Origin of the sequence: Micrococcus sp. GPGPB33, assembly GCF_037853785.1 — a bacterium.
GTDB lineage: Bacteria > Actinomycetota > Actinomycetes > Actinomycetales > Micrococcaceae > Micrococcus > Micrococcus luteus.
The window spans coordinates 2,088,434-2,111,346 of the sequence record NZ_JAQMWO010000002.1; the positions used below are offsets into that span (position 1 = coordinate 2,088,434).

Below are 22,913 nucleotides of genomic sequence, written 5' to 3' on the forward strand. Positions count from 1 at the left end.
CCCTGCGACCGGTTACCGGTGGTAATGTGCCGCCATTATTCATTCGACCCCTTATGGAGCCCCTGAATACATGAGCGACGGCCCAGCCGCCTGCCCTGGTGACAGTCCGAGCGTCACCCCCACCCCACCCCGCAGCTGGCGGGGTCGCCTGCACCTCGTGGGGAGGTGACTCAGGCATGGATCCAGTCCTGACACTGATCCTCGGATCCCTCATCATCCTGGCGATCATCGCCGCCAACGGCTTCTTCGTGGCCCAGGAATTCGCGTACATGTCTGTAGACCGCGTCCGCCTGCAGACCGCCGCCAAGGCCGGCGACCGCGCCGCCGCCCGCGCACTGCAGGTCACTCGCCGCACCTCCTTCATGCTCTCCGGCGCGCAGCTGGGGATCACGGTCACAGGCCTCATGGTGGGCTACGTGGCAGAGCCGATGGTGGGTGCGGCCCTGACCGAGTTGCTCGGCGGCACCGCACTGCCTTCTGAAGTGGTCATCGCCATCTCCACGCTGGGCGTACTGGTGGTGGCCACCCTGGTGCAGATGATCATCGGCGAGCTGTACCCCAAGAATTTGGCCATCGCCAACCCCGAGCCCCTGGCCCGCGCTCTGGCCCGGCCCACACAGATCTACCTCGGCCTGTTCGGCTGGCTCATCTGGGTCTTCGACAAGGCGGCCGAGGTGCTGCTCAAGCTCCTGCGCATCGAGCCAGTGCACGACGTCGACAGCACCGCCTCCGCCGAGGACCTGGACCGCATTGCCCTGGACTCCAGAGCTTCCGGATCCTTGCCCGCGGAGGTCTCCGTCCTGATCGACCGGGTGCTGGACTTCCCAGACCAGGACGTGCAGCACGCGATGGTGCCCCGCTCGCGTGTGGACGAGGTTCAGCCCCAGACCTCCCTGGCTCAGGTGCGCGACCTGATGGCCACCGGCCACACCCGCTACCCGGTGATCTCGAACGAACACGAACCGCTCGGGGTAGTCCACCTCACCGACCTGCTCGGTGAGACCCGGATGGCCCCGGACACCCCCGTGTCCGCCCTGATGCGCCCTGCACTGGTGCTGCCCACGATGATGTCCCTGCCCGACGCAGCCCGGGAGCTCGACGGCTCAGGGCAGCAGATGGCGTGCATCGTGGACGAGTTCGGCGGCTTCGTCGGCGTGCTCACAGTGGAAGACCTCGCGGAGGAGCTCGTGGGCGAGCTCACGGACGAGCACGACCTGCACCCCCAGGAGGAGATCACCGCCACAGGCCTGCACTCCTGGGTCCTGAGCGCAGAGGCCCACCTGGACGAGCTCGAGCGCCTCGTCGGGCACCCCCTGCCCGTGACCGAGGCCGAGTCCGCCGCCGGTCTGACCATCGACGCTCTGGGCCGTCTGCCCCGGGAAGGCGAGGTCATCACGATCGACCTGCCCGAGGACCCACGAGACTTCGGGGCTGAGGAGGTCTACGACCGCCACCTGCAGGTCGAGGTCCTCTCCATCCAACGCAGGGTCCCAGCTCGACTGCGGATCCACCTCATCGAGGTGCCCCGCTCTGACACCGCCGGCAGCCATGCCGCCCACGAGGCCCAGCCCGACGCCACCACGGACGAGGAGCGATGATGCACGGTCCACTGATCGTCATGCTCGTGACCACAGCGCTGATCGTGCTCAGCGCGATCTTCGTCATCATGGAGTTCTCCCTGCTGGGCGCCCGCCGGCACCGACTGGAGGCCGAGGCAGGACGCAGCCGCGCCGCGCGGGCCGCTCTCAAGGGAGTCGACGAGCTGACCCTCATGCTCGCCGCAGCCCAGTTGGGCATCACCTTGTGCACCTTCGCCCTGGGGGCGATCACCAAGCCGGCCGTCGACGCATGGCTCGGCCCCGTCCTGGAGGACTGGGGCATCCCCGCAGCGGCAGCCGGAACCGCCTCCTTCGTCCTGTCCTTGCTGGCCGTGACCTTCCTTCACCTGGTCATCGGGGAGATGGCCCCCAAGTCCTGGGCCATTGCCCACCCCGAGACCGCAGCCAAAGCCGTGGCCGTGCCCGCACGCGCCTTCGTCTGGACCGTTCGCCCCCTGCTGCTGCTGGCCAACCGGCTGGCCAACCGCCTGGTGACCCTCAGCGGCGTCACCCCCGTGGACCAAGCCGCCGTGGGCGGCTACGACGCAGCGGCCATTCGTCAGCTGGTTGAGCACTCCGCCGCCGCCGGCACCCTGGACCGGCAGAACCATGAAGCCTTGGCCGGTGCCCTGGACCTTCAGACCCTCACTCTCGGGGACCTCCTCCCCCAGGGTCAGCACCCGGTCAAGGTCGCCCCCGACGCCGACGTCGAGGCGGTCCAGAATGCCGCTGCGTGCTCAGGGCACTTGCGTATCCTGGTCCAGCCGGACCATACCCCTGAGAGCGTTCCGGGCGTCGTCCACGTGCGGGACACCCTCACGATGGAGCCTTCTGCGCCAATCCAGCCGCTTATCCAGCAGGCTCTGACGCTGCCCTCCACCACACCGTTGCACGAAGCACTTGCCTCCATGCGCCGCAACAGCCGCCAGCTGGCCGCAGTGACCCAGGACAACCGGTTCACTGGGGTCGTCACCCTCACCGACGTCTTGCGCGGAGTGTTGCCCCGCGCGGCTTGAGTCCACACCTCGGCAACACCACCGCGGGGGCCGCTGAAACGGCCCCCGCGGTGGTGTGGACAAAGAATCAGAATCGGCACAGTGGCCTCGCCCCCCATTCCGGCCTCAATGGGCTCAGTCATGCTCCGACTCACGGGCGTGTAACGGCTAAATCGGTCGTTTGTGGCGGCTGCTCGGTGTGCCGCCCGGTGTCATGTGTGGCTTGCGCCGCTATATGGCGGGGTTCTGTCGGAGCTCAGTGGCGGCCTCCAAGCACGCGGGCAAGAGGGCGCTGCGAGTGAGGCTCACGTTCCGCAAGCCGATCCTTCACCGGGACAGCGGCCGACGGCAGGCCGGAGGAATAGGCGTCGCGATAGGGTGCACCCCGCGCAACAGAACCGTTGCGAAAGGTCTAACACCCCAACGCAACAGAGTGGGCCGCCATGCGCTGCCACGGGCCCGTGAACTTCGGTGTCACAGGTAGCGGCAGACATCCTCGGGGGAGCACATGGCCGGGTCGCCGGCGGCGGCGTCCTCGCGCAGGTCGGCGATCGTGGTGCGTAGCTGCGCGAGCTCGGCGAGTTGCCGGTCGATCACATCAAGGCGGGTGTCGAGCAGGTCGGTGACGTGCCGGCAGGGGGCCTGCCCCCGGTCGCGGATGTCCAGCACCTGACCGATCTGGGCCAGGGTCAGCCCGGCCGCTTGCCCCCGGCGGATGAAGTCCAGCCGGTCGAGCACCTCGGCGCCGTAGTCCCGGTAGCCCGCCGGGGTGCGGTCCGCGGCGGGTAGCAGCCCGACCTCCTCGTAGTACCGCAGGGTCTTGCTCGTCGTGCCCGACGCCCGAGCCACCTCACCGATCCGCATGCCACTCATTCTCCCCCTTGACCTTCCAGTGCACTGGAAGGTCGATCCTGAGGGCGATGAAGGAGGAGTTCATGACGGCAACGGCTAACAGCAGGTCGTATGACCTGGCAATGATCGGGTCCGGTGGGGCGGCGTTCGCGGCCGCGATCCGCGCCACCAACCTCGGCAGACGGGTGGTGATGATCGAGCGTGGCACCGTCGGCGGTACCTGCGTGAACACCGGGTGCGTGCCCTCCAAGGCCTTGCTCGCGACCGCCGAGGCCCGCCACGTCACACTCGACGCCTCCCGGTTCCCCGGGCTGCCGCTCCCCGAAGTCCGGCCGGTCGACATGCCCGCCTTGATCGCCGGCAAGGATCGGCTCGTCGGGTCACTGCGTGGCGAGAAGTACCTGGACCTGGCCACCGAGTACGGATGGGATCTCCACCCCGGGGACGCCACGTTCGTCGGCACACCCAGCGAGCCGGCACTGCGCGTCACCGGCCCTGACGGCACGGTGGAGACGGTCCGGGCCGCGCACTACCTCATCGCCACCGGCTCCAGGCCCTGGGCGCCGCCGGTCCCCGGCCTGCAGGAGGCCGGTTACCTGACCTCGACCACCGCGATGGAACTGGACCACGTCCCGGAGTCGCTGCTGGTCATCGGCGGCGGCTACGTCGCGATGGAGCAGGCCCAGCTCTTCGCTCGGCTCGGCGTCCGGGTCACCATGCTGGTCCGCTCACGGCTGGCGTCCCAGGAAGAACCCGAGGCGTCCACCGCCCTGGATGAGATCTTCACGGACGAAGGCATCCAGATCATCCGCGGCGCGGTGCCCAGCGCGGTCCGCCGCGACCCGGCCACCGGCGAGGTCACGGTCACTGCCACCACCACTGACGGCTCACAGGAACTCCGGGCGGCCGAGGTACTCGTCGCCACCGGGCGCCGCCCGGTCACCGCCACGCTCGGTCTCGACACCGTCGACGTGCGCACCGGCGACCACGGCGAGGTGGTCGTCGACAGCCATCTGCGCAGCACCAACCCGCGCGTCTGGGCTGCCGGTGACGTCACCGCCCACCGTCAGTTCGTGTACGTCGCCGCGGCCCACGGCGCCCTCGTCGCCGACAACGCCCTCACCGGCGCCGGCCTCGAGGTCGACTACCGCCACCTGCTCCGGGTCGTGTTCACCAGCCCCGCCCTGGCCGCCGTCGGGATGACCGAACGGCAGGCCTCCGCTGCCGGGATCCGCTACGACAGCCGTGTCCTGTCACTCGCGCACGTCCCACGCGCGATCGTCAACCGCGACACCTGCGGGTTCATCAAGATGGTCACCGACGCCGACACCGGCCGCATCATCGGCATTACCGCCCTGGCCCAGGACGCCGGCGACCTCGCCGCCGCCGGGGTCTACATGCTCGAGGCCGGCATGACCACCAGCCAGGTCGCCAACCTCTGGAGCCCCTACCTGACCATGGCCGAAGGCCTCAAGCTCACCGCGCAGGCCTTCACCACCGACATCGCCAAGCTCTCCTGCTGCGCGGCGTGAACCTGCCCCGCACACAGGGACACCGATAGGGGACCGCCTCGCCCCGGGGCGCGAGACAAGAAAATGGGCGCCGATCAGCCCTACTTACTGGCACCCCTGCGTATCGGACCTGCAACCACCGGGGAGTTCAGTCGATGCAAGAACTCCCGTCCCAGGCCTATATCTGGACGTCTTCACGACCTCTACGTGCTCGACCCGACGAGGACAGCACTGGACGACGCGATGACCGCCTTGCGGCGCCGCCATGAGGCCGCGGTCCGTTTGGGCCGCGTCACCGCACCACCATGACCACGATCGTCACCACGTAAGCCGCGGCGACCAGACCGATCCCCAGCAGGGTGAGCACCACCCCGCGCCGGGCCGGCCGCTGGCCCTCGTCCGGCCCGGGGCCCTTGCCGTGCTTCGCGGCCATCGCGCGCTCCTAAGACGTTGCTCAAGCATGTGCGGCTCTCGCGAGCGGGCTTCCGTGCCGAGTGCTACCAGCTCAGGTCGTGACAGCCGTCGCTGCCGGCGCCCTCCACCTGCAAGGTGGCATGGGCGATACCGTAACGGTCGTGCAGCACCCGGCGCGCGCCGGCAAGCACGGCGCCGTGGTCCGCGCCCTGGTCAGCGACCAGGTGGGCCGTGGCCACGTTCATCCCCGACGTCAGGGTCCACAGGTGCAGGTCGTGGACCTCCTCCACCCCCTCGACCGCGTCCAGGTCACCGGCGACGTCCTCCGGGTCCACCCCTTCCGGGGCGTGCTGGCCCAGCACCGCGATCACCTGCCTGCCCAGAACCACCGCCCGGATGATGACGAAGACCGCGATGAGCGCCGCGACCACGACGTCCCAGATCGGCTGGCCGGTGAGAATGATCAGCACGCCGGCGACCATGACACCCACCGACCCGGCGGCGTCGGCGATCACCTCGTAGTAGGCGCCCTTGACGTTCAGGCTGTCCTTGGCCCCGCTGCGCAGCAGCAGCATGGAGATGATGTTGATCACCAGGCCGGCGAAGCCGACCGCGAGCATGGCGCCGGAGGCCACCTCCGGCGCGTCGCCCAGCCGGCTGATGGCCTCGACCACCACGTACACCCCGACCGCGAGCATCGCCAGCACCGCCAACGCCGAGGCGAACACCTCGGCCCGGTAGGAGCCATAGGTGCGTCGCCCCGTGGAGTCCGGCCGGCTCGCGATGCGCGTCGCCAGCAGCGCCGCACCCAGCACCACCACATCGGCAGCCATGTGCCCGGCATCCGACAGCAGCGCCAACGACCCCGACACCAGCCCCGCGACCAGCTCGATCAGGAAGAAGCCCGCCGTCAGGGCGAACGCCCCCGCCAGCCGCCGACGGTAGCGGCCACCGGCATGCCCGGTCGCCGGGGCATGGCTGTGTCCCGCCCCCATCAGCCCTGCCCCTCGTGGCGGGCGTGCTCACGGGAGACGTCCAGCAGCATCCGCACATGCCCGTCAGCGAGGCGGTAGTACACCATCCGCCCCTCCCGGCGGTTCTCGACCACCCCAGCGGTACGCAGCACCCGCAGCACCTGGGACACCGACGCCTCCGCGACATCGACCGACGCCGCCAGGTCACACACGCACAGCTCGCCGGCCTCCAGCAACGCATACAGCACCCGGGCACGGCGCGGGTCCCCCAGGAGCTTGAACAGCCCGGCCAACCTGCCGGCCTCGCGCTCGTCGGGGATCCTCTCCCGGGTCAGCGCCACCTTCTCCGGATGGACGGCGGTGACCTGACACGAATCCAACGGCGTCACACTCATGCCACGACCATACACCTATGCAGATGTGCAGATATCAGCAGCGGGAGCCACACACGAGAGGTCAGCAGGTTCTGTATGCTCAGCGCATGCTGACTATTGCTTCGCGGCTGGACGTGATGAACCGGCTGGGCCGGGCGATGGCCGACCCGACCCGCTCCCGCATCCTCATGACACTCCTCGAGGGCCCGAGCTACCCGGCGGTACTCGCCCGCGACCTAGGGCATGTCTGACAATCGTTTTGACCATGCGAGCACAGCATTCAGGACCACAGCGGCCCTGTAGATGATCGCGTACTTGTCATACCGGGTCGCCAGACCCCGCCACTGCTTCACGTGCGCGTACTGACGCTCGATGACGTTGCGGCCCTTGTAGGCGGCCGCGTCGAGGCTGACGGGGCGCCCGCCGCGGGCACCGCGCCGTCTGCGGTGGCCCTGCTGGTCGGCCGGTTCGGGGATGACCGCTTTGATCCCACGGGCGCGTAGGTGGGTGCGGATCGCCCGGGAGGAGTACGCCTTGTCGCCCAGCACCGCCGCAGGGCGGGTCCGGGGCCGCCCTACTGGCCGGGTCACGCGCAGCTGCTCCAGAAGAGGAAGCAGCATCGGGGAGTCCCCTGCCTGGCCGGGGGTGATCAGGCTGACCAGCGGCAGCCCGGTCCCGTCCACGAGCTGATGGATCTTCGTGCTCAGCCCGCCACGGGAGCGCCCGATGCCGTGATCGGCCGGTTCCTCATGCGGATTCTTGTAGTTCGATCCATCCCCCTGTGTGGCGGGTGATGTTCGTCGCGTGCTGGTGGGCGCGGGCGATCGTGGAGTCCACCGAGACCGACCAATCGATCAGGCCTTCGGCGTCAGCGGCGGCGGTCAGCGTGGCCAGCACCGTGTCCCATGTGCCTTCTTCGGCCAAGCGCCGATGCCAGGTCCACACGGTCTGCCAGGGCCCGTAGACCTCGGGCAGATCCCTCCAAGCGATTCCGCACCTGTATCGGTAGATGATCGCCTCCACCATGGTGCGGGCGTCGGCGAACGGCCTGCCGGCGCGGCCGGTCCGGGTCGGGAGCATCGGGGCGATCAACTCCCATTGGGTGTCAGAGAGCATCTGGAACCGGGACATGTCCCCAGGGTCTCAGCTGACTCGTGCATCTATTCTCAGACACGCCCTAGGGCTTCGATGACCGCGGCCTGGCTGGGCGTTGCCGGGTTCGTGGCGGCCTCTCGACGCACCGCGTCGCGGATCGCTTCGGGCACTCGCACGTTCAGGGCCACGGTCGGCGCCCCACGCCGCGCCAGGGGCGCATACCCACCGGCCGGGTCCGAGGTCGTTGCCGGTTCTGCGGGGATCACCGCTCCGGGAGCCGGGGTCTGGGGGGCCGGGGTGGGCTTGCGTCGCTGTGCTCGCAGACTCAGATCGGGCTCAAGCTGCTTCTCGTTCATGCGGTGATCCTTTCGAAGATGAGGCCGGCCAGGTCGGCGTAGGCGGAGGCGACGGGTTCGCGCTTCTCATAGTGGCCCAGCCAGTCGCAGGCCAGACGTGCACCGGGGACGATGGAGCGGGCCGGCACCAGGGGGTGAGCAGCAGCCCGGTCTCGCGCAGCTCCCAGCAGGGCCATGGACTGTTTGAACGCGGCCACGCTGCGGCAGGCTCCGTGCACCCCGACGCAGTCGTCCGAGGCGGGGCGGGCCGCATAGATCACCCGTCTGCGGCGGTGAACGCGTTGGGGGTCAACGGCCCGCCCTGACGGTCGGGGCAGTGGACGACGAGCTGTGGATGCCGCGAGCGAGACGAAGGGCGGGGGCTTCGCGTCTCCGCCTCTATCGTCGGGTCCCCGCGCCCTCCGGCCGACCCCATCCATGACGGCGCGGGGCTGCCGGCGTTCCGGACGGGCCCGGTTGACCGGCCTGCGATCACCCCACCGGCCCCGGGGACAGGGTCCACGTCGAGAGCAGCCGACCCAGCAGGCAGCCCCGCCCGGCCACCCTCAGTCCCGCGGCGTGACCGAGCGCAGCGCGAGCTCGGTGAGCACCGCCGCCTCGAGGGCCTCGCGGCCCTTGTCCTCGCGGGATCCGGGCAGGCCCGCCCGGTCGCGGGCCTGCTGCTCGGTGTCCACGGTGAGCACGCCGAAGCCCACGGGAACGCCTGTGCGCACCGAGACCTCCGTCACGCCCTGGGTCACGGACTGGCACACGTAGTCGAAGTGCGGGGTGTCCCCGCGCACCACGACGCCCAGGACCACGACGACGTCGAATCGCTCCGCCAGCCGCGCCGCGGCGACGGTGAGCTCGACGGTGCCGGGCACGCGCACGAGCACGGTTTCCAGGCCCAAATCCGCCGCGGCGGCCTGCGCCCCGGCGATCAGCCCGTCCATGATCTCCGTGTGCCACTGGGCGGCGACGATCGCCACGTTCAGGCCGCTCGCAGCGGCGGGGTCGGGGGTGAAGGTCGGGGCTCCGGCGCCGCTCATGGGGTGTCCTCCTGGTGGGTGGGGTGGGTCGGGTCGGTGGTCGGGTCATCGGCCGGCGTGGCGGGGCCGCCGGTGGCCGTCGGCGGTTCGAGCACGCGGTCCGCCAGGGCGTGGGCCATGCGGTCCCGCTTGGTGCGCAGGTAGACCACGTTGTGCTCGGTGACGGGCGTGGGGGCCGGGACACGCTCGACGACGTCGATGCCGGCCGCCCGCAGCCCCGCGACCTTCGCGGGGTTGTTGGTGACGAGGCGGATGCGCCGATGGCCGGCGGCCGTGAGGACGGCGGCGGCCCCGGCCCAGTCGCGCGCCTCGGCGGGCAGACCGAGGGCGAGGTTGGCCTCGACGGTGTCCATCCCCTCCTCCTGGAGCCGGTAGGCGCGGATCTTGTTGGCCAGGCCGATGCCGCGTCCTTCGTGGCCCCGGAGGTAGAGGACGGCGCCGCCCTCGGTCGCCGCGCGGGCCAGGGCGTCCTCGAGCTGGGGGCCGCAGTCGCAGCGCAGGGAGCCGAGGACGTCGCCGGTGAGGCACTCCGAGTGCACGCGGACGGTGAGGGGACGCTCCGGGTCGGTCTCCCCCGCCACGAGCAGCAGGTGTTCGGCCCCGGTCTCGGCGTCCACGTGCACGCTCACGCGGAACAGGCCGTGCCGGGTCGGCAGGGTGGCCTCGGCGGGCACGGCGGTCAGAGCCGGCGTCGTCTCCTCCAGGTGGGCCACGAGGTCCTCGATGGAGATCAGCACGAGGCCGTGCTCGTCGGAGAACTCCCGCAGGGCGGGCAGGCGCATCATGGTGCCGTCGTCGTGGACGAGCTCGGCGATGGCGGCCACGGGCGCGACGCCGGCCAGGCGGCACAGCTCGACGCCGGCCTCGGTGTGGCCGCGGCGGGCCCGGACGCCGCCGGGGACGGCGCGCAGGGGGAACACGTGACCGGGCCGGGTCAGGTCGCCGGGGGCGGCACCGGGGTCGGCGAGCACGCGGAGGGTGCGGGTGCGGTCGGCGGCGGAGATGCCGGTGGTGACGCCGGCGGCGGCGTCGACGGACACGGTGTAGGCGGTGCCCTTGGGGTCCTCGTTGACGGTGGTCATGGGCGGCAGGGCCAGGCGGTCGGCCAGGCCGGCCGGCAGGGGCGCGCAGATGACGCCCGAGGTGTGGCGGACGGTGAAGGCGGTGACCTCGTCGGTGGCCAGGGCGGCGGCGTAGATCAGGTCGCCCTCGTTCTCGCGGTCGGCGTCGTCCACGACGACGACCGGCCGGCCGGCGGCGATCGCGGCGATCGCCGCGGGGACGGGGTCCAGACGGATGTGCTCGCTCACGGGCGGGCCTCCTCGGTGGGTGCGGCGGGGGCGGACGGGATGAGCGCGAGACGCTCGGCGTACCGGGCGAGCACGTCGGTCTCGAGGTTGACGCGGTCGCCCGGCCGCAGGGCGCCCAGGGTGGTGGCCTCGAGCGTGGCCGGGATGATGCCGACCTCGAACCAGTGCGCGGCCGCGCCCGGGTCGGAGACGGCGGTGACGGTGAGGGAGACGCCCTGCAGGGCGATGGCCCCCTGCGCGGGGACGTAGCGGGCCAGGCGGGCGGGCAGGCCGATGCGCAGAGTGGTCCAGGCCCCGTGCGGGGTGACCGCGAGGACCTCGCCGGTCCCGTCCACGTGGCCCTGGACCACGTGCCCGTCCAGGTGGTCGGTGGGGCGCAGGCAGCGCTCGAGGTTGACCCGGTCCCCCGGGGCGCGGTCGCCGAGGCTGGTCATGCGCAGCGTCTGGCCCATGAGGTCGGCACGGAACACGCCGGGGCGCTCCGTGGGCTCGTCGAGGGCCGTGAGGCACACGCCGTCGACGGCGAGCGAGCCGCCGGCGGGCAGCCCGTCGAGGGCGCCGCCGGCGTCGAGGGTCAGCAGGGCGGTGTCGGCGGCCGCGTCGTGCTCGAGGGCGACGACGGTGCCGAGATGGGTGACGATGCCGGTGAACACTCAGTCCTCCTGGAAACGGGTCGGGGCGGGGGCGGTGGGCAGGCGCGGGGCCGGCACCGGGCTCAGGTGGGTCCAGACGTCGTCGCCGAGGGCACGGACGGGGCCGCCCTCCGCGGGGTCGGGGTGCCAGCGCAGTGCCTCGGACAGCGTGGCGACGTCCAGGCCCGCGACGGCGGCGCGGCCCGGGCCGAGCAGCAGGGGCGCGGTGTAGACCATGAGCTCGTCCACGAGGCCGGCGCGCAGCCACGCGCCGAGCACGCGCGGCCCGCCCTCGATGAGCACGTGTGCCGGGCGGTCCCCGCTGCGGGGCCAGGGCCCGGGATGGGCGGCGAGCGCGGCGAGGACGGCGTGCGGGTCGTGGTCCGGCACGTGCAGCAGGACCGGGTGGGTGCGCAGGGCGGCGCCGTCGGGCACGGGCCGGTGACCCTGGACGACGGGCACGGGCTGGTGCGCGAGTTCGGCGCCGGCGGCGTCACGGGCGGTGAGGCGGGGGTCGTCGGCCAGGACGGTCCCCGTGCCGACGACGATGGCGTCGACGCGGGAGCGCACCTCGTGGGCGTGGACGCGGGAGTCCGGGCCGGTGATCCACTGGCTCGTGCCGTCGGCGGCCGCGGCGTGGCCGTCGAGGGACTGGGCGAGGTGTCCGGTCACCCACGGACGGCCTGCGTCGCGGACCTCGCGCCAGCGGGCGGTGAGCGTGAGGGCGGCCGCCTCGCCGGTGGGGCCGGTGACGTGCACCCCGTGCGCGGCGAGGCGGGCCGCGCCGCCGCCGTCGTGGCCGGTGGGGTCCGCGACGGCGTAGCGCAGTGCGCCGATCCCCGCGTCCAGGACGGCCTGCGAGCAGGGGCCGGTGCTGCCGGTGTGGTCACAGGGCTCGAGGGTGACGTGCAGCGTCAGGCCGGCGGGGTCGAGGGCAGCCAGGGCCGGATCCGCGGCGCGGGCGGCCCGCCAGCGGGTCAGGGCGTCGACCTCGGCGTGGGCGGTCCCCCGTCCGCGGTGGTGCCCGACGGCCAGGATGCGGCCGGCCGCGTCGGTCAGGACGGCCCCGACGAGGGGGTTGGCGCCGCGCACGCCGCGCAGCGCGGCGCCGACGGCGAGGTCCATGGGGTCGGCGGACGGGGTCTCGGCGGCGTTCATCGGGCGACGTCCCCCTCGGGGCCGTCCGGCAGCAGCGTCTCCACGGCGGGCTTGTCCCGGTCTGTGGCGCGCAGCCACACGAAGAAGCCGATCAGGGTGAAGGCGCCGTAGAAGGCGTACATCACGGCCGAGGCGTAGTAGCCGGTGCTCCACAGCAGGGGCACGCCGACGACGTCCACGGCCACCCAGATCAGCCAGAACTCCACCCAGCCGCGCGCCATGCCGTAGGTCGCCAGCAGCGATCCCACGAACGTCCAGGCGTCCGCCCACACCGGCTCCCACGAACCCAGCGCGCGGAACACGGGGGTGAGGGCGACGGTGCCGACCGCCATGGCCGTCACGAGGAACACGCGCCCGCGCCAGCCGGCCCACTCCGGGGTGATGGCGGGAGCGTCCTCGGCGTGGCCCCGGCGGGCCTGACGCCAGCGCGCCCAGCCGTAGACGGAGACGGCGATGAACATGACCTGTCGGCCGGCCTGACCGAGCAGGGTGGCGTGATCGGCCCCCGTGAACAGGGAGGCGAGGAAGACCGTCAGCAGGATGAGGTTGCCGAGGATGCCCACGGGCCAGGCCCAGACCCTGCGCGCCATGCCGCCCAGGGCGGAGGCGAGGCCGAAGACGTTGCCCAGCACCTCGCGCATGAGCAGGCCGCCGCCGGCGACCGGGATGGTCCAGTTGAACGCGTCCACCAGCCAGTCCATGACCGTGACGCCACCTCCTCGGATCGGGACTCCGAGGGGTGCGCTCCGCAGCCCTCCCGCGCAGGGCGCGGAACGGCTCCGCCGCGTGCCTCTCCCATCCCGACTGTACGGTCGGCACCGGAATTCCACCGGTCAGGCCGCTCGGCACCGCCTCGGATGAGGACGGGCCGCGCGGTTAGCGGGCTGTCACCGCCGGTGCGGACTTCCACCGCATCTCGGAGCACGTTGCTGTCCAGCAGTATCGCACGCCCGGCCGGCCGCGCATGCCGGACGTCGCCGGACGACGCCGGGCGACCGCGTCGCCGGGCTCAGTGGCAGGCGCGGGCGGCGGCGGTGCGCAGGCCGACGAGCGCGGCGTCGGGGTCCTCGGCGCCGAACACGGCGGAGCCGGCCACGAACACGTCGGCCCCGGCCTCGGCCGCGCGTTCGATGGTCTCCCGGTTCACGCCGCCGTCGACCTGGAGGGCCAGCGGGGCGGGCCCGCCGTCGAGGGCGCGGCGGGCCCGGCGGATCTTCGGCAGCACGACGTCGAGGAACGCCTGCCCCCGAAACCGGGCTCCACGGTCATCAGCAGGAGCATGTCCAGCTCCGGGAGCATGTCCAGGTAGGGCTCGACCGCGGTCGTCGGCCGCAGCGCCATGCCGGCCTTCGCTCCGGCCGCGCGCAGCTCGCGGGCCAGTCGGACGGGCGCCGCCGACGCCTCGGCGTGGAAGGTCACGGACTCGGCCCCCGCCTCCGCGTAGCCGGGCGCCCAGCGGTCGGCGTCCTCGATCATCAGGTGGAGGTCCAGCGGCAGGTCCGTGGCGCGTCGGATCGCCTCGACCACGGGCAGGCCGAGGGTGAGGTTCGGGACGAAGTGGTTGTCCATGACGTCCACGTGCACCGCGTCTGCGCTGGGGATGCGGGCCAGCTCGTCGGCGAGGCGGGCGAAGTCCGCGGACAGGATCGAGGGGTGCAGGCGCGGGGCGCGGGCGGTCATGGGCGGGTCCTCTCGGTCAGGCGCCGGGGGCGCGCAGCAGGGCCAGGAACATGGCGTCGGTGCCGTGCCGGTGCGGCCAGAGCTGGGCCGTGCGGGCGACCACATCGGCCGGCTCCGGCGCGCCGGCGGGTTCGGCCTCGTCCAGGCGCAGGTCGTCGAGCGCGACGGTGTCGAGGGCGGTGCGGGCGTCGAGCACCTCCAGCTCGGGGTGGCGGCGCACGAGGTCCTGGACCTGGACGACGGTCTCCGCGACGTGCGGGGAGCAGGTGACATAGGCGAGCACGCCGCCGGGGGCGAGGACGGAGACCGCCGCGTCGAGCAGCTCGGCCTGCAGGCCGGTGAGCTCGGCGAGGTCGGCCGGGGTGCGGCGCCAGCGCGACTCGGGTCGGCGGCGCAGCGCACCGAGGCCGGTGCAGGGGGCGTCCACGAGGACGCGGTCGAACGCCGGGGCCGCCTCGGGGGCGTCGGCGATCGTGCGGCCGTCCCCGGCCCGGACGGTCCAGGCTCCGGCGGGCACGGCGGCGAGTGCCTGCCGGACGAGGTCGGCGCGGTGCGGGGCGACCTCGTTGGCCACGAGCGTCGCACCCCGCTCGGCGGCGAGGGCGGCCAGCAGGGCCGCCTTGCCGCCGGGGCCGGCGCACAGGTCGAGCCAGCGCTCGGCCCGCCCCTCGGCCGCGGGGACGGGTGCCTGGGCCAGGGCGCGGGCGGTGAGCTGGGAGCCGGCGTCCTGGACGCGGAGCACGCCCTCGCGCACCCCGGGCAGGCGGCCGGCGTCGCCGCCGGAGTGCAGGGCGGAGTCCGGGGCCAGCGGCCCGGGTTCGGCGCCGTCGTCGAGGGCCGCGGCGAGCGCTTCGGCCCCGCCGGCCACGGGCAGGGCGACGAGGTTGACCACGGGCGGGGCGTTGTTCGCCTCGAGCAGGGCGGCCAGCTCGGCGTCGCGGTCGGCGATGTGGCGGGTGCCGCGGTGGGCGGCCAGGGCCTGGCGCAGCGCGCGGACGATCCACACCGGGTGCGAGGTGCGGACGGCCAGGGCGGCGTCGCCGCCGTCGGCGGGGGCGACGTCGGCCAGCCACTCTTCGAGGGGGCGTTCGGCGACCCGACGCAGCACCGCGTTCACGAACCCGGAGGCGCCGGCCCCGATCTCGGCGCGCACGAGGGAGACGGTGGCGTCGAGGGCGGCGTGGGCGGGCACGCGCATGCCCAGCAGCTGGTGGGCGCCGAGCCGCAGGGCGTCGAGCACGGGTGGGTCGATCTTCTCGAGCGGGCGGTCCACGCAGCGGGTCAGGATCGCGTCGTACAGGCCGAGCCCGCGCAGGGTGCCGTAGGCGAGTTCGGTGGCGAAGCCCGCGTCGCGCCGGTCGAGGCGGGCCTGGCGGATGCGCGCCGGGAGGACCAGGTTCGCGTACGCGTCCTCGGCGTGGACGGAGCGGACCACCCCGAAGGCGACGCGGCGCGCCGGGTCGGCGGTGCGGGAGCGCTGCGACGGCGCCTGCGCCGAGTACTTCCGTCCGGCGCCGGAGCGACCCCGGTTGCGGGTGCGCCCCTGCGCGTCGCGGCGGTCCTGGGAGTCCGCCCGGGGTGCGCGGCCGCGTTCTCCGCGGGCCCCTCGCTCGCCCCGGCCCTGTCCTGGCTGTCTCTCGCGGCTCATGCGCGCGCCTCCTCGTCCTGTGCCGTGGCGTTCCGCGCGGCCTCGCGTGCCGCCGCCCGGGCGGCGGCCTCCCGGCGGGCCTGTTCTTCGTGGTGGGCGAGCGCCTCCCCGGCCAGCAGCGCGGCCCCGGCGGCGGCGCCGCGCGCCCAGTCGGCGGCCGGCATCAGCTTCCTGCCCGCCGGCTGGACTCGGGAGAGCCGGACGGCCCCGCCGGCGGTGCGCAGCCAGGCGGCCTTCGCGGCCACCAGGATCTGCCCGGGAGCCGCGGCATCGAGGGCGGAGGGCCAGCCGTCGTCGCCGGCGCTGACCGGGGCGACGCCGTCGAGCTTGAAACGGGCCGGGGCGGCGCCGTCGTCGGCGGTCAGCCAGCCCCAGGCGCCGGGCTCGGGGGTGACGCCGTTGATCCGGGCGGCCACCTCGGCCGCCGGGCGGGCGGGGTCCACCAGGCCGTCTGCGGCCGTGAGCTTCGGCGCGTGGGTGGGTTCGCCGCGCTGGGGCGTGGCCGTCGCGGTGCCGTCCGCCAGGCGGTCGAGCACGTCGATCACGAGCGGGCCGCCGCGCTCGGCGAGGTCGGTGAGCACGGTCCCGGCGGTCTCGTCGGCCGCGACGGGGCGGGTGAGTCGGGCGAAGACGGGTCCGGTGTCCAGGCCCTCTTCGAGCTGGAACACGTCGGCGGCGATCTCGGTCTCCCCTGCCATCACGGCGCGCTGGACGGGGGCGGCGCCGCGGTAGGCCGGCAGCGCGGAGAAGTGCAGGTTGAGCCAGCCGTGGCGGGGGGTCTGCAGGGCCTCGGCGGGCACGAGCGCCCCGTAGGCGACGACGACGGCCACGTCCGCCTCGAGGGCGCGGATCGCCTGGAGGGCATCGGCGCCCTCGGGTCCGCGGAGTCGGTCGGCCTTGAGCACGGGCAGGCGGGCCTCCTCGGCCACGACCGCGACCGGCGACGGGGTCAGCACCCGCCGGCGCCCGACCGGGGCGTCCGGCCGGGTGAGCACGCCGACGACCTCGTGGGGTGAGTCGAGCAGGGCGCGCAGCACGGGCACGGCGGTCTCGGGCGTGCCGGCGTAGAGCACGCGCAGGGGCGTCGGGGCGGTCATCGGGCGGCTCCTGTTCCGGCGGCGGGGGCGGCGGGGGCGCCGAAGACCGAGCTGACGGCGGCCGCGCGCGCGGCCCCGATGCGGCGAGCGGCGCGGTCCACCTCGCCGGCGCGCATGCGGCGGCGGGCCTCACGGCGTTCCTCGCCGTCGAGGCGGTCGACGTAGAGGATCCCGTCGAGGTGGTCGGTCTCGTGCTGGAGGCAGCGGGCGAGCAGGCCGGTCCCCCGGTGCTCCACCGGGTTCCCGTCCACGTCGGTGCCGCGGACGACGGCCTCCGCGGCGCGCGCCGGGTGGTAGCGCAGCCCGGGCACGGACAGACACCCCTCGCCCGGCTCCCGCAGCGCCTGCCCGGCGGTCTCGAGCACGGGATTGACCACATGCCCGGCGACGCCGGCAACGTCGAACACGAAGACCCGCAGGCCCACGCCCACCTGGGGCGCGGCCAGGCCCACGCCCCCGACGGCGTGCATCGTCTCGATCATGTCCGCCATCAGGGCGCGCACGTCCGCCCCCGCGGGCACGGGCGACGCGGCGGTGCGCAGGACGGGGTCGGGGACGGTGCGGACGGGCAGGACGGTCACGCCGTCACCCTATCGCCGCCCTCGGCGGCGGACGCCGGGCGCGACGACGACCCGTCGGGCGCCGCGTCCGGGGCGGCGTGGGAGCCGCCGCCGAACGCCGCGGCGCGCACGGCCTGCAGGCCGGTGGCCGCCGACGCCGGGACCGACGGCGGAGGCGGGCCGATGAGGCGGAGCGCGGGGCCGGCGTCGTCCACGGCCTGCGCGTGCTTCCAGACCTGGCGCAGGGCCCAGAACTTGTGCCAGTGGCGGGGCAGCACGCCAGGGTTGGCCTGGTGCACGGCGACCTCGGTCTCCCCCAGGGCGACGCCGAGCAGCATCTCGGCCTGGCCGTGTCGCCACTCCTCCCAGGTGCCGGCCTCGGGGTCCACGAGGGACTCCTCCGCCTTCAGGCCGGCGGTCAGCTGCATGACCACCTTGGGGTCGAGCGCCTTGACCCGTCCGTCCCGCCCCGTGCCCTTCGTCTTGTAGTCGATCAGACACAGCCGGCCGCCGATCCGGGCGACGAGGTCCAGGGTGCCCGCGTAGCCCACCGTGTGGTTCCAGACGGTGATCTCGGCCGCGATCGGCCGGACGTCGTAGAGGTCCCACCACTCGTCGAAGCGGTCCGCGTAGGCACCCTCACCGTGCTCGATCAGGCGCGCGCGGGCCTCCGCCATGGTGTGGGGACGGCCGAGGGCGCGCTGGGCGACCTGCTCGGCATAGTCGTGCACGCGGTCCCCGCGCTCGGCCGCGGCGTCCCGGTAGCGGGCCGCGGCGTCGGCGGACTGCCGGGCCACCTGTTTCAGGCGGGCAGCGGAGCCCACCGATTCCGCCAGGCGCGGATCCTGGGTCACGGACTGGGCCGCCATCCACCCGACCCAGCCGTCCAGGTCCGTCTTCTCCATGCCGATCACGGTGGTGATGGACGGGACCTCGGGCAGGCCCGAGAGGGAGCGCGCGTACATGCGTCCGTGGGGGGTCTGATGCGCGAGGCGTGGCTGGGTCATGGTCAGCCATTCTGGCAGGGTCCGCGGACCCCCGACGGGGTGGCCCGACACGCCTCCGGACGCCGATTTTGCATCCGGGCGGAGATGGCCTAGAGTTCTTTCTCGTTGGAAAACGCAGGTGAGCGGCTCGGACGAGCGGATCCCGGCGGCACCGACACGCGGATGTAGCTCAGTTGGCTAGAGCGCCACCTTGCCAAGGTGGAGGTCGCGAGTTCGAATCTCGTCATCCGCTCGCTCAACCTTCACCCCTGGTCGGGTGGCCGAGAGGCGAGGCAGCGGCCTGCAAAGCCGTATACGCGGGTTCGAATCCCGTCCCGACCTCGCAGGCTTCTCCGACCGGGAGTGGCGGCATGTTCACCACCTCCTCGGAGGTGGACGAGCGCGATTGGCGCAGCGGTAGCGCGCTTCCCTGACACGGAAGAGGTCACTGGTTCGAACCCAGTATCGCGCACGGAGACGATCCGTGAGGATCGACTCAGGCGGATGTAGCTCAGTTGGCTAGAGCGCCACCTTGCCAAGGTGGAGGTCGCGAGTTCGAATCTCGTCATCCGCTCCACACACGAAGGGCCCCTCCTGGCGGAGGGGCCCTTCGTCGTTCCGGGGCGTGCGGTCGGCCTCGTGCTCGGAGCACGGACGCCGACCGTCGGACGGGATCAGAGCCGCGGGCCGTCCACCCGCCAGTAGCCGCTGAACATGATCGCGCGCTTCGGTGCGATGCCGCGGCGGACGATCACCCGCCGCGCCGCCGTCGCGAGCGACTGCTCGCCGCACGCCCACACGTGGTCGCGGGGCGCGGCGGGGAGGTCCTCGAGGTGCGGCGTGAGCAGGGCGCCCGGCACGGCGTCTCCGCGGTGCAGGACCGTGAGCGTGGCGCCCTCCGGGACCTCGAGGGCGGGGACGTGGTCACGGCCGGGCACCTCCAGGACGACGTCCATCCGGCCCCCGCGCGGCGTGCGACGCTGCGCGGCGAGGGCGGCGGCGATGCTCGGGACTGCGGTCTCGTCCCCCACCACGAGGTGCGACTCCCCCGCCGCCGGCAGACGATAGGCGCCCGTCCCGGTGCGGAAGCCGGCGACGTCGCCCGGACGTGCGGTGCGCGCCCACGTGCCGGCGGGGCCCGCATGGTCGTGCACGACGACGTCGACGTCGATCTCACCGACGGAGGGCCGGTGCTCGGCGACCGTGTACCACCGCAGATCCGGCCGCACGTCCTCGGGGATCCGCCCGACCGCTCGCCGCGCATTGAGCGCCGCGGGATCGGGCATCACGAGCGCCCGCCCCGGGGGCGGGGTGAGCAGCCCGAAGTACTCGTCGCAGCCCTGCGGGGTGAACGTGCGGAACTCCTCCGCGGCGAACGTGAGACGACGCAGCCGGGGGGCGAGCAGCCACGTGGCGCGGACCGTCATGGTCCACTGCGGATACTCGTCGCGGTCAACGGGCATCGCCTGGCCGAGGGCCGCGAGCCCGCGGTAGGCCTTCATCTGCAGGGCCTCGACACGCGAGGGACGGGCGGCAGGCGGGGGGAGGACGGAGGAGCTCGTCATCCGGTCAGCATAGGTGAGCCTCACCTTTGCTGGAGTCCTCCCTTTGAATACGTCACGTCATTGTTGCGTATTTGCTTTCTTAGGTAAGGCTTCCCTACTGTGCGGGACGTCCGTGGCGCACGCCGCCCGGAGCCGACGACCCCCTCACGGAAGGCCCTCCCATGCTCCCTCGCCTGTTCGGACTCGGCGATCCCGCCGCCTACCTCGACGCCACCGGCAGGGCGGCCCGGGTGGCCGTCGACACCGCCTACGACCGCGCGGGGGTCCACCCGGACACCCCGTCGACGCACCTGGCCGACGCCGTCGGCGCCGTCGACTTCTCGCAGCCGACGGGCAGCCTCGACGACGCCCTCGCCGAGGTCGCGGAGCTCTACGCCCACCAGACCACCGCCTACCACCACCCGCGCTATGCCGCTCACCTCAACTGCCCGGTTCTGCTCTCCAGCACCGCAGCGGACACCGTGCTCGGGGCGCTCAACACGGCGGTCGAGTCCTGGGACCAGGCCCGCTCCGCGGCGCTCATGGAGCAGCGGCTCCTGGCCGAGGTCGGACGCTGGTGCGGGTTCGCCGCGGGCGACGGCGTCTTCACCTCCGGAGGGTCGGCCTCCAACCTGCAGGCCATGACGCTGGCCCGCGGCCGCGCCGTGCAGCGTCTCACCGGCCACGCCGGGCTCGCCGACCTGCCCGCCGAGGTGCTCGGCTCGCTGCGCGTCTTCGTCAGCGCGGCCACGCACTACAGCATCGCCAAGGCAGCCGGCCTGCTCGGGCTGGGCCGCCACGCCGTGGTCGTCGTCCCCACCGACGCCGCCGGGCGCCTGGACCCCGGGGCCCTGGCCGCGGCGGTCGAGCGTGAGGTGGCCGCCGGTGCCGTGCCGATGGCCGTCGTCGCGACGCTGGGGACCACCGACCGCGGCGCCATCGACCGGCTGCCGGCCATCGCCGACGTCGCCGAACGCCACGGGATGTGGGTCCATGCGGACGCGGCCGTGGGCGGGATCCTCGCCGCGAGCGCGGCGACGCGCCACGAGCTGCCGGCACTGCACCGTGCGGACTCGGTGACGATGGACTTCCACAAGACGTTCTACGTGGGGCTGGCCTGCAGCGCGCTGGTGGTGCGGGATGCCGAGAGCCTGCGCCATGTGACGGTGCACGCGGATTACCTGAACCCGGAGGACAGCGTCCATCCGAACTTGGCGGATCGGTCGCTGCAGACGAGCCGCCGGTTCGATTCGCTCAAGCTGTGGCTGACGCTGCGTGAGCATGGGGCCGAGGCGGTGGCGTCCCTGTTCGCGGGGGCGCGCGAGCGCACGCGGCAGGCGTGCGGGATCCTGCGGGCCCGGCCGATGTTCGCGGTGCTGGAGGATCCGACGCTGGTGACGGTGCTGTTCCGGGTGCGGGCCGAGGGACTGTCGGAGGAGGAGTGCACGGCGGTGCAGGCGGCGATGCACCGGGAGCTGGTGGCCGGCGGGCGCGCGCTGATCGCGACGACGGTGGTGGACGGGGTGCCCCATCTGAAGTTCACGATCCTGAACCCCGCGGTCACCTCGGGCGAGCTGGAGGCGCTGGTCGACGTCGTGGAGGAGGCGGCGCTGCGGCACGCCGACGCGGTGCGGGCCGGCCGTCACCGGAGGCGCGGGGCGGGGCGGAACCGTCCGCATGCCCCGTCGGCCTCCGTGTCCTGCACGCTTCCCTCGTCGGCGGGACCCCGTCCGTCCGCGGCGCGCGTGGTTGAGCACGGAGAGCAGGTGTGCGCATGAGCCCGGCGTCCACGTCCCCCCGCCGCGTGCTCGCGATCGGGCTGGGCCCGTTCGACCTGAGCCTGGCCGCGCTGGCCCACCCGCTGCCCGACGTCGAGGTGGAGGTGGTGGAGAGCCGCGACGCGTTCGTGTGGCACCCGGGCATGATGCTGCCGGGCGCGCAGATCCAGGTGCCGTTCCTCGCTGACCTGGTGACGTTCGCGGACCCGACCTCCCCGTACTCGTTCCTGGCGTATCTCAAGGCGATGGGCCGGCTTCACCGCTTCTACATCCGGGGTTCCTGGTACCCGCTGCGGCGGGAGTTCTCGGACTACTGCGCGTGGGTGGCAGCCCAGCTGCCCGGCATCGCCTACGGGACCACGGTGACGGCGGTGCGGTGGGACGAGCAGGCGGACGAGTTCGTGGTGGAGGCGGCCTCCGCGGCCGGGACCAGCACGCACCGGGCCGACCACGTGGTGGTGGGCACGGGCACGGTGCCATCCCTGCCCGCGCCGCTCGCGCGCGTCGCGGAGGAGGCGGTCCGGGTCGGCGCGTCCCCCGTGGTGCACACGGGCGAGTACATGGGCCGTCGCGAGGACATCGTTGAGGCCGGGTCGGTCCTGGTGGTGGGCAGCGGTCAGTCGGCGGCGGAGTGCGCCCTGGACCTGCTGAACGCGGGCCACCCGGACCTCACGTGGGTCACGCGCTCACCCCGGTTCTTCGGCATGGAGGTCGGCCAGCTGACGCTCGAGCTGACCTCGCTGGACTATGAGCGGCACTTCGCCACTCTGCCCCGGGCGCGGCGGGATGAGATCAACGCGTCCCACCGGTCCCTGTACAAGGGGATCAGCGAGCACACGATCGAGGACGTCTACCACGCGCTGTACGAACGCCAGGTGGGTCCGCTGGACCCGGCCCGGCTGTGGCCGGGCACGTCGGTGGCGGACGCCCGCCTGGTCGCGGGCCAGGGCGCGCCCCGGGTGGAGGTCACCCTGCGCGATGAGGAGACCGGGGTGACCGCGCGGCACGTGGTGGACCGCGTCGTCGCGGGCACGGGCTACCGCCACCCGGACCATCCGTTCCTGGAGCCGGTGCGGCACCTGCTGCGCGTGGAGGACGGTCGGACGACGGCGAACGCGGACCACGCGATCGACGTGAGCGGCCGCCGGATCTTCGTGCACAACACCGCCGAACAGCCCCTGGGGCTCACCGGCCCGGACCTGGGCATGGCGGCGGAGCACAGCGGCCGCATCCTCAGCACGATCGCCGGCCGCGAGGTCTACGCGCAGGCCGAGTCGATCGCGTTCCAGGACTTCGGTGCCGTCGCGGCGGGCGTCCGGTGAG

The 22,913-nt window shown here is 73.3% G+C and carries 22 protein-coding genes, 4 tRNA genes, 2 pseudogenes and 1 riboswitch; of the genes and pseudogenes, 10 read left to right on the forward strand and 18 right to left on the reverse strand.

From position 1 onward, the window contains the following. The first annotated feature begins 176 nt into the window (after positions 1–176). Positions 177–1,598 (forward strand): hemolysin family protein, encoded by a 1,422-nt coding sequence (locus POD19_RS09875; protein WP_036337238.1) that lies wholly within the window; start codon positions 177–179, stop codon positions 1,596–1,598. Further along, positions 1,598–2,614, forward strand: coding sequence for a CNNM domain-containing protein (locus POD19_RS09880; protein ID WP_036337237.1), 1,017 nt, complete (start codon positions 1,598–1,600; stop codon positions 2,612–2,614). Before POD19_RS09875 ends, POD19_RS09880 begins: the two co-directional genes overlap by 1 nt. Before the next feature lie 453 nt (positions 2,615–3,067). Here the strand turns inward: POD19_RS09880 and POD19_RS09885 are convergent, their stop codons facing one another. Then, positions 3,068–3,457 (reverse strand): heavy metal-responsive transcriptional regulator, encoded by a 390-nt coding sequence (locus POD19_RS09885; RefSeq protein WP_101966230.1) that lies wholly within the window; start codon positions 3,455–3,457, stop codon positions 3,068–3,070. 56 nt (positions 3,458–3,513) lie between these two features. Between POD19_RS09885 and merA the strand changes: the two genes are divergently transcribed. Next, positions 3,514–4,977 (forward strand): mercury(II) reductase, encoded by a 1,464-nt coding sequence (gene merA, locus POD19_RS09890; protein ID WP_070708674.1) that lies wholly within the window; start codon positions 3,514–3,516, stop codon positions 4,975–4,977. A 271-nt stretch (positions 4,978–5,248) separates the two neighbouring features. On the opposite strand, the gene POD19_RS09895 is transcribed toward merA, so the two are convergent. The 3 genes from POD19_RS09895 to POD19_RS09905 all read right to left on the reverse strand — a co-directional run bounded on the left by POD19_RS09895 (position 5,249) and on the right by POD19_RS09905 (position 6,739). After that, positions 5,249–5,389 carry a hypothetical protein gene (locus POD19_RS09895; RefSeq protein ID WP_165381393.1) on the reverse strand — a complete coding sequence of 47 codons (141 nt, stop codon included), beginning with the start codon at positions 5,387–5,389 and terminating at the stop codon, positions 5,249–5,251. Between the two features lie 64 nt (positions 5,390–5,453). After that, positions 5,454–6,365: a cation diffusion facilitator family transporter gene (locus POD19_RS09900; protein ID WP_044659924.1), complete on the reverse strand. Its 912-nt coding sequence runs from the start codon at positions 6,363–6,365 to the stop codon at positions 5,454–5,456. Then, positions 6,365–6,739: an ArsR/SmtB family transcription factor gene (locus tag POD19_RS09905; RefSeq protein ID WP_036334148.1), complete on the reverse strand. Its 375-nt coding sequence runs from the start codon at positions 6,737–6,739 to the stop codon at positions 6,365–6,367. The genes POD19_RS09900 and POD19_RS09905 overlap by 1 nt, the downstream gene beginning before the upstream one ends. Positions 6,740–6,825: 86 nt before the next feature. On the opposite strand from POD19_RS09905, the pseudogene POD19_RS09910 reads away from it, so the two are divergent. Then, positions 6,826–6,957, forward strand: a pseudogene (locus POD19_RS09910) (ArsR family transcriptional regulator); the annotation flags it as partial. On the opposite strand, the gene POD19_RS09915 reads toward POD19_RS09910, so the two are convergent. From POD19_RS09915 to POD19_RS09975, 13 genes and pseudogenes are all read right to left on the reverse strand, one after another. Next, a protein-coding gene (locus POD19_RS09915) for an IS5 family transposase (RefSeq protein WP_340309449.1) occupies positions 6,955–7,849 on the reverse strand; the annotation gives its coding sequence in 2 pieces (ribosomal slippage) (positions 6,955–7,491 and positions 7,493–7,849; 894 coding nt in all). The pseudogene POD19_RS09910 and the gene POD19_RS09915 overlap by 3 nt on opposite strands. 35 nt (positions 7,850–7,884) lie before the next feature. Continuing rightward, entirely contained in the window at positions 7,885–8,169 is a 285-nt protein-coding gene (locus tag POD19_RS09920; protein WP_122054294.1) for a hypothetical protein, read from the reverse strand. Next, the gene (locus POD19_RS09925; protein ID WP_340309450.1) at positions 8,166–8,366 is read right to left on the reverse strand and encodes a hypothetical protein; all 201 of its coding nucleotides are present in this window, start codon (positions 8,364–8,366) and stop codon (positions 8,166–8,168) included. The genes POD19_RS09920 and POD19_RS09925 overlap by 4 nt, the downstream gene beginning before the upstream one ends. Before the next feature lie 348 nt (positions 8,367–8,714). Further along, positions 8,715–9,197 carry a 6,7-dimethyl-8-ribityllumazine synthase gene (ribH, locus tag POD19_RS09930; protein ID WP_144818466.1) on the reverse strand — a complete coding sequence of 161 codons (483 nt, stop codon included), beginning with the start codon at positions 9,195–9,197 and terminating at the stop codon, positions 8,715–8,717. Continuing rightward, the gene (gene ribB, locus POD19_RS09935) at positions 9,194–10,507 is read right to left on the reverse strand and encodes a 3,4-dihydroxy-2-butanone-4-phosphate synthase (protein WP_144818464.1); all 1,314 of its coding nucleotides are present in this window, start codon (positions 10,505–10,507) and stop codon (positions 9,194–9,196) included. The genes ribH and ribB overlap by 4 nt, the downstream gene beginning before the upstream one ends. Further along, positions 10,504–11,160 carry a riboflavin synthase gene (locus POD19_RS09940; RefSeq protein ID WP_010078770.1) on the reverse strand — a complete coding sequence of 219 codons (657 nt, stop codon included), beginning with the start codon at positions 11,158–11,160 and terminating at the stop codon, positions 10,504–10,506. The genes ribB and POD19_RS09940 overlap by 4 nt, the downstream gene beginning before the upstream one ends. Then, positions 11,161–12,297 (reverse strand): bifunctional diaminohydroxyphosphoribosylaminopyrimidine deaminase/5-amino-6-(5-phosphoribosylamino)uracil reductase RibD, encoded by a 1,137-nt coding sequence (gene ribD, locus POD19_RS09945; RefSeq protein WP_144818462.1) that lies wholly within the window; start codon positions 12,295–12,297, stop codon positions 11,161–11,163. After that, positions 12,294–12,998 carry a nicotinamide riboside transporter PnuC gene (pnuC, locus tag POD19_RS09950; protein ID WP_004167571.1) on the reverse strand — a complete coding sequence of 235 codons (705 nt, stop codon included), beginning with the start codon at positions 12,996–12,998 and terminating at the stop codon, positions 12,294–12,296. The genes ribD and pnuC overlap by 4 nt, the downstream gene beginning before the upstream one ends. Positions 12,999–13,080: 82 nt before the next feature. Then, positions 13,081–13,225, reverse strand: a riboswitch (FMN riboswitch). 81 nt (positions 13,226–13,306) lie between these two features. Beyond that, positions 13,307–14,082: pseudogene (gene rpe, locus POD19_RS09955) on the reverse strand (ribulose-phosphate 3-epimerase). Beyond that, the gene (locus tag POD19_RS09960; protein ID WP_144818460.1) at positions 13,994–15,625 is read right to left on the reverse strand and encodes an RsmB/NOP family class I SAM-dependent RNA methyltransferase; all 1,632 of its coding nucleotides are present in this window, start codon (positions 15,623–15,625) and stop codon (positions 13,994–13,996) included. Before POD19_RS09960 ends, rpe begins: the two are co-directional and overlap by 89 nt. Continuing rightward, entirely contained in the window at positions 15,622–16,722 is a 1,101-nt protein-coding gene (locus POD19_RS09965; RefSeq protein WP_144818458.1) for a methionyl-tRNA formyltransferase, read from the reverse strand. The genes POD19_RS09960 and POD19_RS09965 overlap by 4 nt, the downstream gene beginning before the upstream one ends. After that, on the reverse strand, positions 16,719–17,303 hold the full coding sequence (def, locus tag POD19_RS09970; RefSeq protein WP_073115354.1) for a peptide deformylase: 585 nt from the start codon (positions 17,301–17,303) through the stop codon (positions 16,719–16,721). The genes POD19_RS09965 and def overlap by 4 nt, the downstream gene beginning before the upstream one ends. Next, positions 17,300–18,289 (reverse strand): cytochrome, encoded by a 990-nt coding sequence (locus POD19_RS09975; RefSeq protein WP_073115356.1) that lies wholly within the window; start codon positions 18,287–18,289, stop codon positions 17,300–17,302. The genes def and POD19_RS09975 overlap by 4 nt, the downstream gene beginning before the upstream one ends. 158 nt (positions 18,290–18,447) lie before the next feature. Between POD19_RS09975 and POD19_RS09980 the strand changes: the two genes are divergently transcribed. The 4 genes from POD19_RS09980 to POD19_RS09995 all read left to right on the forward strand — a co-directional run bounded on the left by POD19_RS09980 (position 18,448) and on the right by POD19_RS09995 (position 18,845). Beyond that, positions 18,448–18,521, forward strand: a tRNA-Gly gene (locus tag POD19_RS09980). Positions 18,522–18,539: 18 nt separating this feature from the next. Next, positions 18,540–18,610, forward strand: a tRNA-Cys gene (locus POD19_RS09985). A gap of 58 nt (positions 18,611–18,668) precedes the next feature. After that, positions 18,669–18,740: transfer RNA gene (locus POD19_RS09990), tRNA-Val, on the forward strand. 28 nt (positions 18,741–18,768) lie between these two features. After that, positions 18,769–18,845: transfer RNA gene (locus POD19_RS09995), tRNA-Gly, on the forward strand. A gap of 97 nt (positions 18,846–18,942) precedes the next feature. Here the strand turns inward: POD19_RS09995 and POD19_RS10000 are convergent. Beyond that, positions 18,943–19,833 carry a siderophore-interacting protein gene (locus tag POD19_RS10000; protein WP_049147987.1) on the reverse strand — a complete coding sequence of 297 codons (891 nt, stop codon included), beginning with the start codon at positions 19,831–19,833 and terminating at the stop codon, positions 18,943–18,945. Positions 19,834–19,994: 161 nt separating this feature from the next. On the opposite strand from POD19_RS10000, the gene POD19_RS10005 reads away from it, so the two are divergent. Together POD19_RS10005 and POD19_RS10010 are read left to right on the forward strand one after the other, a co-directional pair. Beyond that, the gene (locus POD19_RS10005) at positions 19,995–21,590 is read left to right on the forward strand and encodes a pyridoxal phosphate-dependent decarboxylase family protein (protein ID WP_051995184.1); all 1,596 of its coding nucleotides are present in this window, start codon (positions 19,995–19,997) and stop codon (positions 21,588–21,590) included. Continuing rightward, positions 21,587–22,912, forward strand: coding sequence for a lysine N(6)-hydroxylase/L-ornithine N(5)-oxygenase family protein (locus POD19_RS10010; protein ID WP_036313286.1), 1,326 nt, complete (start codon positions 21,587–21,589; stop codon positions 22,910–22,912). The genes POD19_RS10005 and POD19_RS10010 overlap by 4 nt, the downstream gene beginning before the upstream one ends. The last annotated feature ends 1 nt before the right edge of the window (position 22,913 follow it).

Coding starts and splice junctions, on each gene's coding strand:
- POD19_RS09875 (WP_036337238.1), top strand. CDS start 177: ATGGATCCAGTCCTGACACTGATCCTCGGATCCCTCATCATCCTGGCG.
- POD19_RS09880 (WP_036337237.1), top strand. CDS start 1,598: ATGCACGGTCCACTGATCGTCATGCTCGTGACCACAGCGCTGATCGTG.
- POD19_RS09885 (WP_101966230.1), bottom strand. CDS start 3,457: ATGCGGATCGGTGAGGTGGCTCGGGCGTCGGGCACGACGAGCAAGACC.
- merA (WP_070708674.1), top strand. CDS start 3,514: ATGAAGGAGGAGTTCATGACGGCAACGGCTAACAGCAGGTCGTATGAC.
- POD19_RS09895 (WP_165381393.1), bottom strand. CDS start 5,389: ATGGCCGCGAAGCACGGCAAGGGCCCCGGGCCGGACGAGGGCCAGCGG.
- POD19_RS09900 (WP_044659924.1), bottom strand. CDS start 6,365: ATGGGGGCGGGACACAGCCATGCCCCGGCGACCGGGCATGCCGGTGGC.
- POD19_RS09905 (WP_036334148.1), bottom strand. CDS start 6,739: ATGAGTGTGACGCCGTTGGATTCGTGTCAGGTCACCGCCGTCCATCCG.
- POD19_RS09920 (WP_122054294.1), bottom strand. CDS start 8,169: ATGAACGAGAAGCAGCTTGAGCCCGATCTGAGTCTGCGAGCACAGCGA.
- ribH (WP_144818466.1), bottom strand. CDS start 9,197: ATGAGCGGCGCCGGAGCCCCGACCTTCACCCCCGACCCCGCCGCTGCG.
- ribD (WP_144818462.1), bottom strand. CDS start 12,297: ATGAACGCCGCCGAGACCCCGTCCGCCGACCCCATGGACCTCGCCGTC.
- pnuC (WP_004167571.1), bottom strand. CDS start 12,998: ATGGACTGGCTGGTGGACGCGTTCAACTGGACCATCCCGGTCGCCGGC.
- POD19_RS09960 (WP_144818460.1), bottom strand. CDS start 15,625: ATGAGCCGCGAGAGACAGCCAGGACAGGGCCGGGGCGAGCGAGGGGCC.
- POD19_RS09965 (WP_144818458.1), bottom strand. CDS start 16,722: ATGACCGCCCCGACGCCCCTGCGCGTGCTCTACGCCGGCACGCCCGAG.
- POD19_RS09975 (WP_073115356.1), bottom strand. CDS start 18,289: ATGACCCAGCCACGCCTCGCGCATCAGACCCCCCACGGACGCATGTAC.
- POD19_RS10000 (WP_049147987.1), bottom strand. CDS start 19,833: ATGACGAGCTCCTCCGTCCTCCCCCCGCCTGCCGCCCGTCCCTCGCGT.
- POD19_RS10005 (WP_051995184.1), top strand. CDS start 19,995: ATGCTCCCTCGCCTGTTCGGACTCGGCGATCCCGCCGCCTACCTCGAC.
- POD19_RS10010 (WP_036313286.1), top strand. CDS start 21,587: ATGAGCCCGGCGTCCACGTCCCCCCGCCGCGTGCTCGCGATCGGGCTG.